The organism is Kitasatospora sp. NPDC085464 (assembly GCF_044541955.1).
Taxonomy (GTDB): Bacteria; Actinomycetota; Actinomycetes; order Streptomycetales; family Streptomycetaceae; genus Kitasatospora.
This window is the reverse complement of record NZ_JBITTM010000002.1, coordinates 1-12,620: the sequence shown is the minus strand read 5'-3', so window position 1 is coordinate 12,620 and position 12,620 is coordinate 1. Positions and strand designations below refer to the sequence as shown.

Annotated in this window: 12 protein-coding genes and 1 tRNA gene; 8 read left to right on the top strand and 5 right to left on the bottom strand. The window is 75.0% G+C overall.

The genetic code is table 11. The features are described from left to right. Positions 1 to 155 precede the first annotated feature (155 nt). Positions 156 to 229: transfer RNA gene (locus ACIGG8_RS01720), tRNA-Thr, on the top strand. Between the two features lie 65 nt (positions 230 to 294). On the opposite strand, the gene ACIGG8_RS01715 is transcribed toward ACIGG8_RS01720, so the two are convergent. From ACIGG8_RS01715 to ACIGG8_RS01695, 5 genes are all read right to left on the bottom strand, one after another. Next, positions 295 to 1,500, bottom strand: a complete 1,206-nt coding sequence (locus ACIGG8_RS01715; protein WP_396544786.1) for a sensor histidine kinase — start codon at positions 1,498 to 1,500, stop codon at positions 295 to 297. Continuing rightward, positions 1,497 to 2,294 (bottom strand): response regulator, encoded by a 798-nt coding sequence (locus tag ACIGG8_RS01710; RefSeq protein WP_396544784.1) that lies wholly within the window; start codon positions 2,292 to 2,294, stop codon positions 1,497 to 1,499. Before ACIGG8_RS01710 ends, ACIGG8_RS01715 begins: the two co-directional genes overlap by 4 nt. Further along, entirely contained in the window at positions 2,291 to 3,160 is an 870-nt protein-coding gene (locus ACIGG8_RS01705) for a hypothetical protein (protein WP_396544782.1), read from the bottom strand. The genes ACIGG8_RS01710 and ACIGG8_RS01705 overlap by 4 nt, the downstream gene beginning before the upstream one ends. 205 nt (positions 3,161 to 3,365) lie before the next feature. Then, positions 3,366 to 3,962 carry a class F sortase gene (locus ACIGG8_RS01700; protein WP_396544780.1) on the bottom strand — a complete coding sequence of 199 codons (597 nt, stop codon included), beginning with the start codon at positions 3,960 to 3,962 and terminating at the stop codon, positions 3,366 to 3,368. A 340-nt stretch (positions 3,963 to 4,302) separates the two neighbouring features. Further along, the gene (locus ACIGG8_RS01695; protein ID WP_396544778.1) at positions 4,303 to 4,764 is read right to left on the bottom strand and encodes a sortase-dependent protein; all 462 of its coding nucleotides are present in this window, start codon (positions 4,762 to 4,764) and stop codon (positions 4,303 to 4,305) included. 385 nt (positions 4,765 to 5,149) lie between these two features. Between ACIGG8_RS01695 and ACIGG8_RS01690 the strand changes: the two genes are divergently transcribed. The 7 genes from ACIGG8_RS01690 (at position 5,150) to ACIGG8_RS01660 (ending at position 12,504) form a co-directional block, all read left to right on the top strand. After that, positions 5,150 to 5,281: a hypothetical protein gene (locus ACIGG8_RS01690; RefSeq protein WP_396544776.1), complete on the top strand. Its 132-nt coding sequence runs from the start codon at positions 5,150 to 5,152 to the stop codon at positions 5,279 to 5,281. Positions 5,282 to 5,377: 96 nt separating this feature from the next. Next, positions 5,378 to 7,213: an ABC transporter ATP-binding protein gene (locus tag ACIGG8_RS01685; RefSeq protein ID WP_396544774.1), complete on the top strand. Its 1,836-nt coding sequence runs from the start codon at positions 5,378 to 5,380 to the stop codon at positions 7,211 to 7,213. Next, positions 7,210 to 8,088 carry a serine/threonine-protein kinase gene (locus tag ACIGG8_RS01680; RefSeq protein WP_396544772.1) on the top strand — a complete coding sequence of 293 codons (879 nt, stop codon included), beginning with the start codon at positions 7,210 to 7,212 and terminating at the stop codon, positions 8,086 to 8,088. Before ACIGG8_RS01685 ends, ACIGG8_RS01680 begins: the two co-directional genes overlap by 4 nt. A 384-nt stretch (positions 8,089 to 8,472) precedes the next feature. After that, entirely contained in the window at positions 8,473 to 8,706 is a 234-nt protein-coding gene (locus ACIGG8_RS01675) for a hypothetical protein (protein WP_350521661.1), read from the top strand. A 152-nt stretch (positions 8,707 to 8,858) separates the two neighbouring features. Next, complete coding sequence (locus ACIGG8_RS01670) at positions 8,859 to 9,404, top strand: methylated-DNA--[protein]-cysteine S-methyltransferase (RefSeq protein WP_396544769.1); 546 nt, start codon at positions 8,859 to 8,861, stop codon at positions 9,402 to 9,404. Positions 9,405 to 9,711: 307 nt separating this feature from the next. Further along, positions 9,712 to 11,133 carry a family 2B encapsulin nanocompartment shell protein gene (locus tag ACIGG8_RS01665; protein ID WP_396544767.1) on the top strand — a complete coding sequence of 474 codons (1,422 nt, stop codon included), beginning with the start codon at positions 9,712 to 9,714 and terminating at the stop codon, positions 11,131 to 11,133. Positions 11,134 to 11,454: 321 nt separating this feature from the next. Continuing rightward, positions 11,455 to 12,504 (top strand): family 2 encapsulin nanocompartment cargo protein polyprenyl transferase, encoded by a 1,050-nt coding sequence (locus ACIGG8_RS01660; RefSeq protein WP_396544765.1) that lies wholly within the window; start codon positions 11,455 to 11,457, stop codon positions 12,502 to 12,504. Positions 12,505 to 12,620 lie beyond the last annotated feature (116 nt).

Here is a 12,620-nt window from a genome sequence, read left to right as displayed (position 1 = left end):
GTTCCGCGGCTTGTCAGCCCCCACCGGCCCGATTTCGGCATCGGTTCCATCACGCCCGCCCCGCCCCACCAACCCCCGGATATCCCACCCCCCCGCCACCCCGGCCCGGTAGACTGCCCCCGGTGCCGCCGTGATGCCTCGCGGACGGCCACCGTGCCTCCTTAGCTCAGCTGGCCAGAGCACCGCTCTTGTAAAGCGGGGGTCGTCGGTTCGAACCCGACAGGGGGCTCCGTGTGGGAAGGGCCGGTCCGACGTGTTGTCGGGCCGGCCCTTCGGCGTTCGGGGGAGGGGGTGTCAGTCGGGCGGGAGGGTGAGGGTGGCGAGGGCGCCGCCGGTGGGGTGGTTGGTGAAGGTGAGGGTGGCGCCGATGACGCGGGCGTGGCCAGTGGCGATGGTGAGGCCGAGGCCGTGGCCGCGGCCGCGCTCGGGGGCGTTGGTGCGGAAGCGCTGGGGGCCGTGCCGGAGCAGGTCGTCGGGGTAGCCGGGGCCGTGGTCGCGGACGGTGATGCGGGGGCCCTCGACGTGGAGGTGGACGGGGGCGCCGCCGTGGCGGTGGGCGTTGAGGAGCAGGTTGCCGAGGATGCGGTCCAGCCGGCGCAGGTCGGTGCGGACCTGCCGGTCGGCGGCGACCTCGACGGTGACGTCCAGTCCGGTGAGGGAGACGGTTCGGCGCACGGCGCGTTCCAGGGGGACGGCGGCGAGGTCGGGGGACTCGGCGTCGGCGTCCAGGCGGGAGACCTCCAGGAGGTCCTCGACCAGGACGCGCAGGGCCTGGACCCGGTTCTGGACGAGCTGGGTGGGGCGGCCGGGCGGCAGCAGTTCGGCGGCGGTGACCAGGCCGGTGAGCGGGGTGCGCAGCTCGTGGGCGACGTCCGCGGTGAAGCGCTGCTCGTCGGCCAGGCGGCGGTGCAGGGTGCGGGACATCAGGTCGACGGCGGCGGCGAGGTCGGCGACCTCGTCCTTGCCGTCGACGAGTTCGCCGATCCGGGTGTCCGTCCCGCCGGCGGCGATGCCCCGGGCGGCGGTGGCGGCCGTGCGCAGGCGGCGGCTGATCCGGTCCGCGACGAGGACGCCGGCCAGCACGGTGGTGAAGACCGCGGCGACGACGGTGAGCAGGATGATCCGGTCCAGGTCGGCGATGGCCTGCCGGTCCTGGGTGAAGTCCACCCGTACGGAGACCACTCCGTCCGGGACCGGGCCGGCCGCCCACATCGATTCGCCCGTCCCGTCGGCCGCGAGCAGCGTGCCCTGCCGGCCGCTGCGGGCCAGGGTGCGCAGCCGGTCGGGGAGGGCGGGGTCGTCGGGCGCGGTGGCCCGGCCGGCCACCTCGCGGTTGTCGGCGTAGCCGGTCAGGGTCGAGTCGAGGGCGGTGAGCGCGGCGGCGCGGGCCTGGTCGACGTGCTGACGGATCATCGCCTGGTGGACCAGCAGGCCGACGGCCACGGCGACCAGGACGGAGATGGCGGCGACGGCGGTGGCGATCTGGCGGCGCAGGGTCATGCCGGGCGCCGCAGCTTGTAGCCGAAACCGCGGACGGTCTCGATCCGGCCGGAGCCGATCTTGGCGCGCAGCCGCTGCACGTGGACGTCCACGACCCGGGTGTCGGCGCCCCACTCGTAGTCCCAGACCCGTTCGAGCAGGGTGGAGCGCTCCAGCACGATGCCGGGCGCGGCGGTGAACTCCAGCAGCAGCCGCAGTTCGGTGGGGGTGAGCGGGACGAGGCGGCCGTCCACCCGTACCTCCATGCTGTCGGTGTCCACCAGCAGCCCGTCGAAGCTGCGGACGGCGGTGGAGGGCGCGGGCGCCGCGGCGTCCGGCGGCAGCGGGGCGTGGGCGGCGGGCGGGGCTGGCGGTGCGTCCGCGGAGGGCGCAGCCGGGGCGGGTGGCGCGTCGGTCGCCGGGACGACGCGGATGCGGCGCAGCACCGTCCGGATCCGGGCTACCAGGACGGCGCTCTCGAAGGGCTTGACGACGTAGTCGTCCGCGCCGGCCTCCAGGCCGGAGACCACGTCCACCGGGTCGGTGCGCGCCGACATCATCAGGATCGGCAGCTGGCTCTCCTCGCGGATCCGGCGGCAGAGGCCGACCCCGTCGAGCAGCGGCAGCATGACGTCCAGCAGGAGCAGGTCGGGCCGGACGGCGTGGAAGGCCTCCAGCCCCTCCAGGCCGTCGGCGGCCGTGGTGACCGGGAAGCCGTAGCGCTCCAGGGCCATCCGGGTGGCCTCCCGGATCACCTCGTCGTCCTCGACCAGGAGGATGTGCGGGTGCGCGGGCGTGGTGGCGGCGGGGATCATCGCTTCGGCTCCGGGGACACGGCGGGGGCGGAGGGCTGGGCGGTGGGCTGGGCGGTCGTCCGGGGTGCGCGCGGGGACGGGACGGCCGCGCCGGGGGCCGGTTCCGGCGTTCCGGTCGGACGGGGGCCGACGGCCGGGGACGCGGCGGACTTGGGGGTGGCGGTGGGCGGGGCGGGGTCGGCGCCGGTGGGCGGCAGCACGCCGAGCCCCACGTCCTTCCGCTCCTGCAGGACGAGCCGGAGCCCGTCCCAGTGGTAGTGGCTGCTGGTGCGGACGTAGAGGCTGGTCGACTCGTACAGCCACAGGTCGGAGCCGATGGTCTCGGCCCTGAAGGCCGACTGGACCTGCACCCGCAGGACGGGCAGGAGGCGGTCCTCGGCGAGGGCGAGGGTGTAGACGTGCAGCACCACCGGCCCGGGCGTGACGACGGTGGTGATCATCGAGAGCCGGCCGTCGCCGGTGAGGTCGCGGAACTCGGGGGCGCGGACCTCGCACCCGGTGCAGGAGTCGAGCGCCTGGCGCTCCTCCCGGCTCAGCGACGGGTCCTTGGCGAGGACGGTGCGGACGTCGACCGCGGTGATGTCGCGCCCGGGGACGGTCAGGTCCGGTACGGGCTGCGGCGCCTGGGCGGTGCCGCCGGTCCCGGTGGGGGACGGAGCCGGCGCCGGTGAGGCGGCGAGGTTCGGCCAGAGCGGCCGGGGGACGGGCGGCCGCGTGACGGTCCGGGCCGGGCCGTGGTCCTGCAGGTCACCGGGGGTGGCCCGGCCGAACGCCAGGGCGGCGAGGGCGAGGAGGAGGGCCAGGCCGGCCAGGGCCGCCACGGGGACGGCGCCGGGCCGGCGGCGGGGTGGGGGTGTTGCTGCCACGGTCGGTGCTCGTCCTCCTGGTCTGCGGCGCGGTGCCGTTCGTCGCCCCCGTGGCCGTCCTGCTGGTAGGTCGCCCGGACGGCGGCCGGCGGTTCCGGACGGGGCGGAAGGCCCCGGCGGGATGGCCGGGCCTCGGCGGGATGGACGGGGCGGCCGGGGTGGCCGGGGCGGCCGGGCCGGCGGGGTGGCCGGGCCCCGGCGCGGGTCAGGCCGGGTCCGCCAGCACGATGATGTTGTCCGTCCAGTGGCCGTCCGAACCGATCCGCCCGCCGCAGGTGATCACCCGCAGCGCGGGAGCGGTCGTGTCGCCGTAGACCTGCTCGGTGGGGAAGCTGTCCTTGGCGGCCTGGAGCAGCGTCCGCACCTTGAAGTCCACGGTGCTGCCGTCCGCCCGCCGGACGTGGATCGGGTCGCCGGGCCGCAGCTTCGGCAGCTGCCGGAAGACCGCCGGGCCGTGCACGGTGTCGTAGTGCCCGATCAGGACGGCGGGCCCGGTCTCGCCAGGGGTCGGGCCGTTGCGGTACCAGCCGACCTCGTCGCCGCGGTCGGCCGGCGGCACCTGGACCGTACCGTCGGCGTTCAGACCGAGGTCGGCCACCGGCGCGTCCACCCCGGCGGTGGGGATCAGCAGGCGGGTCGGGGGCGAGGGCGCGAGGGGCTTCGGGGCGGTGGCGGCGGGCGTCGCGGCGGTCCCGGTGGCGGGCGCCGTCGGCGCGGTGTCGGCGGTGCTGCCGTGGCCGGAGGCCTCGATCCGCACCACCGGGGTCTCCCGGCCGGACAGGGCCAGCGACGCGCCCAGCACCAGGCAGAGCAGTCCCGCCGTGCCGAAGGCCGTACGGCGCAGGGCGCTCGGAGCGGGTCGGGCGGCGCGGCGCCGCCCGCGTGCGCGCCTGTGCCGGCCGTCGCGCGGGTCTTCGCGCGGGTCTGCACGCTGCTCTGCGTGCCGGTCTTCGCGCGGGTCTTCGTGTCGGTCTCCGTGTCCGCGTGTGCGGCCGTGCCCGGCTCCGCCGCAGGCGGGCTGCCCGGCTCCGGCGAGGTCGCGGCTGCCGGTCCCCGCCGCGGGGGCGGCCCCGGCGCCGTCCCCCCGACCGGCCGGATGCGGGGGGACGGCGCCGGGGTACCCGGCGGACTCGGGACCGGTGTCAGCCGCGCGCACCGGAGCGGCGGCGCAGGACGGCGAAGCCCAGCGCCCCGGCACCGATGGCCGCGACGGCGCCGCCGCCGGCGAGCATCAGGCCGGAGCCGTCGGTCGCACCGGAGCCGTCGCCGGCCTGCGCGGCGCCCTTCGGCACCTCGCGGACCTGCGGCTGGGTGCCGTTGGGGGCCTGCGGAGCGGGCACGGCCTTCGGGGACTCGGCGCCGCGGGCCGCGGAGGGGGTGGCGACGGGCGCCGGAGCCTTCGGGTCGGCCGGTGCCGGGGTGGCGGTCGGCACGGCGGCCGCAGCCGGCGAGGCGACGACGCCCGGGGTGGGCGTGGCGGTCTTCGGCGCGCCGTCGGCCCAGGCCTGGCCGCCGGTGACGGCGGCCAGCAGCGCGGCGCCGGTCAGGGCGCAGGCCGCCAGGACACGGCGGGCGGGCGTGCGGTCGGTACGGCTCCTGCTCATGCGGTGTTCTCCATCTGCATCGGTGGGGTACGTCGGTCGCGCTCGTGGCCGAGGACGTTCGCGGTCGGCGCCGGACGCGCACGTCCTCGTCGCGGACGCCCTCCGGCCGGTGGGCCGGGTGCCGGTGCCGGGGACCGGCAGGTCCGGCCCCGCTGGTTCGGTCGGCCTGTTCGGCCGGGGCGTCGACAGTGACGGTAGGAGGGCCGTGTCGCGGTCCTCGGCCGGTCGTGTCACGGCGGCCCATCGGGTGTGTAACGGCCGCCGGGCGTCCCGTCACGTCCGGTTCGCGAAGGCCGCCGAATCGCATCGACGGCCGGTGAGTGCTCCCGCCCTCCGGCGCGTATCCCTGGGTGGGGATCGAACGACCTACAGAGAGGTGGCAGTGATGAGCATGCTGGCCAACCTGGTGCCGGCGATGCGGCATCCGCGGAAGCGGACCGGTACCGGCAAGGAGACCAGGACCTCGAAGACCAACGACCGTCGTCGCCGTCGTCATGGAAGCAACTCGCGGCACTGACGGCTCCGCCGTCCTGTCAGGGCCGGGCCGGCAACGGCCCGGCCACTTCCCTCGGGCTGGACTCGTCCCGTGTGGTCACTGCGGCGGCTGACAGCCGTGGGCACCGCCGGCACCGTCGGCACAGTCGGCACGGGTGACGGCGACGGCCCGGCGGGCCCGGTCGTCGACCAGGCCCCGGTCGTGCCGCTGCGGCGGACCTTCGGACGGTTCTGGCCCTACACCCGCGGGGGTCGGCGCTGGCTGGCCCTGTTGCTGGGGTTCGTCCTGCTCGGGCCGGTGGTCGACGCGGCCGCGATCTGGCTGTTCAAGGTCGTCGTCGACGAGGTGCTGGTGCCGCGCAGGCTCGGGCTGTTCCTGCCGGTCGCGCTCGGCTACGCCGGGCTGACGCTGGTGGCAGGGGGCCTGCGCTTCGCCGACGAGACGACCTCCACCTGGGTCAGCGAGCGCTTCCTGCTCGCCCTGCGCACGGACGTGTTCCGACACCTGCAGGGCCTCTCGCTGGGTTTCTTCGAGCGGCGGCGGCTCGGCGACGTCCTGTCGCGGCTGACCGGGGACGTCGAGGCGGTCGAGACCTTCCTCCTCTCGGGCATCCTCGACGCGGTCGCGTACGTCGCCGAGCTCGCCGTCTTCCTCGGCGTGCTGTTCTACCTGCGGTGGGACCTCGCCGCCGCGGCCCTCGTCGTCGGGCCGGTGTTCTGGTTCACCGCGCGGCGCTTCTCGGTGCGGGTGAAGGCCGCCTCGCGGGAGCGGCGGCGGCGCAGCGGCTCGGTGAGCGCGCTCGCCGAGGAGACTCTGGAGAACATCGCCCTGGTGCAGGCGTACAACCGGCAGGACTGGGAGCAGGAGCGGTTCCGCCGGGAGAGCCAGGCACGGTTCCGGGCGACCATGGCCGCGACCCGGCTGCGGGCGCTGTTCGCACCGATCGTCGAGCTGCTGGAACTGTTCGGCGCGCTGACCGTGCTCGGGCTGGGCGCCTGGGAGCTCGCGAGCGGCCGCCTGACGCTCGGCGAACTCCTCGTCTTCGTCGCTCTGTTGAGCCGGCTGTACGGCCCGATCCGGGGGATCTCGCGGCTCAGCAACGGTTTCTACTCGGCCTCGGCCGCCGCCGAGCGGATCATCGAACTGCTCGACCAGCGGCCGCAGGTGGCCGACCCGCCGACGCCGCTGCGCCCCCGCCGGATCCGTGGCGCGGTGGCCTTCGACCGGGTGTGGTTCCGCTACCCGGGCACGACCAGGGTGGCGCTGTTCGACGCGTCCTTCCACGCCGAACCGGGCGAGACGGTGGCCCTGGTGGGGGAGAGCGGGGCCGGCAAGTCGACGATCGCCAAGCTGCTGCTGCGCTTCTACGACCCGGAGCGCGGGGCCGTCCGGCTCGACGGCATCGACCTGCGCGAATTCGCCCTGGCCGACCTGCGGGAGCACATCGGGGTCCTGCTGCAGGAGACCCTGGTGATCCACGGCACCGTCCGGGAGAACATCGCCTACGGGCGGCCGGGCGCGACCGACGCCCAGGTCGTCGCGGCCGCGAAGGCGGCGGACGCCCACGAGTTCGTCAGCCGGCTGCCGGACGGCTACGACACGCTGGTGGGCCGGCAGGGCGGCCTGCTCTCCGGCGGGCAGCGGCAGCGGATCGCCATCGCCCGCGCGATGGTCCGGGACGCGCCCGTCCTGCTGCTGGACGAGCCGACGACCGGGTTGGACGTGGAGTCGGGCCGGCGGATCCTGGAGCCGCTCGGGCGGCTGATGAGCGGTCGGACCACGATCATCATCTCGCACGACCTGCTGACCGTACGGAAGGCGGACCGGATCGTGCTGCTCCGCGGCGGCTGCGTCGCCGCCTGCGGCACCCACCGCGAGCTGCTGGCCACCGACGACGGCTACGCCCGGCTCGACCGGCTGCACCACCCACCACTCCAGGAGGTGCCCCGATGAGCACCCGTCAGCCGCTTCCCCCGGGTGCGCCCATCGCCCCCGGCTACCAGGTCCTGGCGCACCTGTGCCGCACCGGCTGGCTCGACGTGTACGACTGCTGGAGCGAGGAGCGGGACTGCCGCTGCGTGGTCAAGGTGCTCCGGCCCGACCGCCGCCGCGAACGCCGGCTGCGCGAGCGCCTGCTCCGCGAGGGCCGCTGGCTGGCCGAGTTCTCCCACCCGCACCTGGTGCGCGGCTACGGCACGGGCGAGCGCCCGCAGCCGTACGCGGTGCTCGAAACCCTCACCGGCGAGACCCTCGCCCACCTGCTGGACACCCGACCGCGCCGGCCGGCCGCCACCGACCTGGCGGTGCTCGGGCTGCACCTCTGCTCGGCGACCCGCTACCTGCACCGGCAGGGCCTGCTGCACCTCGACCTCAAGCCCTCCAACATCGTGATCGACTGCCGCCACGCCAAGGTGCTCGACCTCAGCATCGCCCGGCCCCCGGGACCGGGCACGCCCGGCATCGGCACGGACGGCTACCTCGCCCCCGAGCAGGCCTCCGGGGGTCTGCTCACGGCGGCCACCGACGTCTGGGGCATCGGCGTCACCCTCTACGAGGCCGCCACCGGCACCGAGCCCTTCCCCGGACCGTCGCCGCACGGCCCCGTCCCCCCGGTGACCCGTGGCCGCCGCCTCCCGCGCCCCCTCGCCGCCGCCATCGACGGCTGCCTCCGCCTCGCCCCGGAGGACCGGCCGAGCCTGCCGCAACTGGCGGATTCCCTGGACGAGTTGCTCGACCGCGGGCGTCGCGCGGTGCCGCCGCCGGAGGAGCAGTCGGAGGAGCCGTCGGAGGAGGAGTCGGAGGAGCATCCGCACCGGGCGGCCGGGTGACTTCGTTCGGCGTGCTCGGGCCTTTCGCGCTCGGCCCGCTCGGCCCGCTCGGCCTGGCGCTGGCGGGCCTGCTGGGGAGCCGATTTGGCGTGGACACGCAACTCGTGTTCGGATCAGTCTGGCAACTGGCGGCCGGAGCCGTAGTGTTGGGCATACCGGCCGTACGGAACCGCCGCTGGGAGGAGGGCTCGGAGTACTGACCAACCCCTCGGACGGCTCCGGGGCGCACCCCCGGCCCCAGGTGCGGCCCACCGCGCACCACGCCCGGCCGGCCCCGGAGCGCAACAGGCTGCCCCACCCGCGCACGCACGCCTCCGCGGCGGGCGGGGCGGCCGACCCGGTCGTACCGTGGAGGGTGCGGGGGGTGACGGAGGAGGTCGACCAATGCCCGGATCGCTCACCATCAGCCACCACGAGTCCGCGGTCACCCTGGACCACACGGACGCCGAACGGCTCGCCGTCGTACTGGCCGAAATGGCCTACCTGCTGGAGATCCCGGGGCCGAACCGGATCAACGAGGCGCAGCTCGCCCTGCTGTGCGAGGGCCGCACCCCCGACCGCGCCGAGCTGGCGCACTGGGCCCAGGCGCTCGCCACCCAGCTGAAGGGACGGCTCTGACCGGAGCCGACCACCGCCGACCGGCCGGCCGCCCGGCCGATGGCGCGCGGGGCGGGGGCGCCCGGCCGCCGTACGATGACGCGCGGGGCGGGGACGCCCCCCGGGTGCCGGGGTGGCCGGCGGCCGGTCCGGCGGAGGGTGGGGGCCCGAGCGTGCCGCAGTCCTGGTCGATGTCCTGGCTGACCGTGCCGACGCCCCTGCCCAGCGGACCGATGCACGTCGCGGTGACCCCGCGGGGCGTGGCGGCAGCCGGCTACGGCGGGCACGACGGCGAGGCGCCGCCGTGCACCGACGAATCGAAGATCGCCGCCGTCACCGAGCGGATCGGCGCCTACCTGGCGGGCCGCACCCACGAGTTGGGCCTGCCGATCGACTGGAGCCTGAGTTCCGGCCCGCACCGCGCCGTCCTGCAGACGCTCTGGCGCGAGGTGCCCTACGGCCGGACCGTGACGTACGGCGAACTGGCGGCCCGCAGCGGGGTGTTCGAGGACGTCACCGAGCCCGGTCTGGCCGCCCGGACGGTCGGGCAGATGATGGCCGCCAACCCCGTCCCCCTGCTGGTGCCCTGTCACCGGGTGGTGGCGGCGGACGGGATCGGCGGTTTCGGCGGCGGCCGGGTCGGGATCGAGGTGAAGCGCTGGCTGCTCACCCTGGAAGGGGTGCTGGAGCCGACGCTCGACTGGAACGGGCCGTTGTAGCGGGGGCAGCGGGAGTAGCGGGGGGAGGGGGTGTGGGGAAGGGCAGCCACGCCGCTGCTCCGAGTGTCAAGGGGTGGGGCGGGTGAGGGGGTGGATGGGGGAAGATGGGGTGCCGGATCCCGGTATGTTCGAATAAATAGTCGAACAAATATCGATCAGGTGATCTATTCGTACTATTTGTTTGGCTATTCCGAACCACTCGAACGAGTGATTGCGGGCTGCCCTCAAATGGGCCCACCATGAAGCTGCAACACGAATGTGCAAGGCGACACTTCATCGGGTATCGGGTATGCGAAGGGCTCCCCTCATGTCGACCGAAACCAATGCCGGTATTCCTGCGCCGGGCGCGCAGACGGAGATCCGGCAGCAGCAGAGTCTGAGCACGGCGGGCGCGAGGAACCTCGCGACGACCACCAAGTCCGCGCCGCAGATGCAGGGCATCAGCCCGCGCTGGCTGCTCAGGAAGCTGCCCTGGGTGCAGGTGTCCGGCGGCACCTACCGGGTCAACCGCCGCCTGCGCTACTCGGTCGGTCGCGGCCGGGTGGGCTTCGTCAAGACCGGCGCCGAGGTGCGGATCGTCCCGCCGACGCTCGGCGAGATGCCGGTGCTGCGCGGCTTCCAGGACGACGCGGTGCTGGAGGAGCTGGCCGCGCGCTTCGTGCAGCGGGAGGTCGAGCCGGGGGACGTCCTGGTCGAGGCCGGCACGCCGATCACCGAGGTGTTCGTGATCGCGCACGGCAAGCTCGACCGGATGGGCACCGGCAAGTACGGCGAGGAGACGGTGGTCGGCACCCTCGCCGACGGCGACCACCTCGGTGACGAGGCGGTCCAGCAGGGCGGCGGCACCTGGCCGTACACCGTCCGCGCCGCGACCTCCGGCACCGTGATGGCGCTGTCCTGGCCCTCCTTCCAGGAGCTGCACGACCGCTCCGAGGCGCTGCAGCTGCAGGTCATCGAGTACCTGAACGGCTTCCAGCAGGCGCAGAACAAGCACGGCGAGGCCGCGATCGACCTCTCCGCCGGCCACCAGGGCGAGTACGAGCTGCCCGGCGCCTTCGTGGACTACGAGCTCAAGCCCCGCGAGTACGAGCTGAGCGTCGCGCAGACCATCCTCAAGGTGCACAGCCGCGTCGCCGACCTCTACAACCAGCCGATGAACCAGACCGAGCACCAGCTCCGGCTGACCATCGAGGCCCTACGCGAGCGCCAGGAGCACGAGCTCGTCAACAACCCCGAGTTCGGCCTGCTGGAGAACGCCGCGTACGACCAGCGGATCCAGACCCACTCCGGCCCGCCCACCCCGGACGACATGGACGAGCTGCTCAGCCGCCGGCGCAGCACCAAGATGTTCCTGGCCCACCCACGGGCCATCGCGGCCTTCGGCCGGGAGCTCAACAAGCGCGGCATCAACCCGGGCACGGTCGAGGTCGAGGGCCGGCACGTCATGTCCTGGCGCGGGGTGCCGGTCTTCCCGTGCAACAAGATCCCGATCGTCGGCGGGAGCACCAGCTCGATCATCGCGATGCGAATCGGCGAGGACAACCAGGGTGTCATCGGGCTGCACCAGACCGGAATTCCGGACGAATACCAGCCGAGCCTTTCGGTGCGGTTCATGGGAATCGACGACAAGGCCATCATTTCCTACCTGGTGACCGCCTACTACTCCGCCGCGATCCTGGTGCCGGACGCGGTCGGCGTCCTGGAGAACGTGGACATCGCGCAGTACTGACGGCTCCGGCGGGCCCGATCGGGGATCCGCGCCGTCCGGCCGGGGGTGCCCGCTGCACCCCGGCCGGCGGCGTGTCCTCGCGCGTCCCGGCGCAGTTCGGCCGTGCCCCGGCGCCGCCCGCGTGCGTCCGGGGACGTCCCGCGTACGTCCGCGTGCGTCCGGGGACGTCCCGCGTACGTCCGGGTGCGCCCGGGGATGCCCGGGCCCGCGCCGCCCGCGCCGTGCGCGGCCACCGAGTCGGCCGCCGCCGACACCCGCAGTGCGACCCCGGCCCGTCCGCGCCGGGCCATTCCACGACAGGCGCCAAGAAGGGGGAGACCCATGACGAGTCCCACGCTGGAGCGGGACCACAAAGAGGGACAGGAGGCGGCCGACATCCTGGCCCGCGCCCGCGCGCTGGTCGACCCGGTCATGCGGGCCGCCGTCGACTCGCTGCCCGGCACGATGCGCAAGGTCGCCGGCTACCACTTCGGCTGGTGGGAGGCGGACGGCACGCCCGCCACCGCCTCCGCCGGCAAGGCGATCCGCCCGGCCATGGCCCTCGCCGCCACCCAGGCCCTGGGCGGTACGCCCGGCGAGGCCGCCGCCGCGGCCGCCGCGGTGGAGCTGGTGCACAACTTCACCCTGCTCCACGACGACGTCATCGACCGGGACGACACCCGGCGCCACCGGCCCACCGCCTGGCGGGTGTTCGGCACCACCGAGGCCATCCTGGCCGGGGACGCCATGCACTCCCTCGCCCTGCGGCTGCTCGCCGAGGACACCCACCCCGCCGCCCACGGCTCGATCCGCCGGCTCGCCGACTGCGTGGTCGAGCTCTGCGAGGGCCAGCAGATCGACTGCGCCTTCGAACAGCGCAACGACGTCTCGCTGCCCGAGTGCCTGGCGATGGCGGAGGCCAAGACCGGCGCCCTGCTCGGCGCCGCCTGCGCGATCGGCGCCCTGTACGGCGGCGCCTCCGAGGAGGCGGCGCAGGCGATGGACGGCTTCGGCCGGGAGATCGGCCTGGCGTTCCAGCTGATCGACGACCTGATCGGCATCTGGGGGGACCCCGCGGTGACCGGCAAGCCGGTCGGCGCGGACCTGGTCGCCCGGAAGAAGTCGCTGCCGGTGGTCGCCGCGTTGGGTTCCGGGACCGTCGACGGTGCGCGGCTGGCCGAGCTGTACGTGCTCGAACGGCCGCTGAGCCAGGAGGAGTTGGCGCAGTGTGCGGCGGCCGTCGAGGGGGCCGGTGGGCGCGGATGGGCGCAGGGGCAGTCCTGCGAGCGGATGGCCGCGGCGATGGCGCAGCTGGCCGCCGCCGTACCGGAGCCGTCCGCGGCGGACGAACTGCTGGCGCTCGCCGAGCTGGTCACGCGCCGGACGCACTGAGGGCGCCGTCGGTGGGGGGGGAGTCGGGCGGGGCGCCATACCACCCACCCGCCCCCCCGGGGCCCGCGGGCGAACCCCGCCCCGCCCCCAGGCTGCGCGCCGTGGGGGGGTGGGTG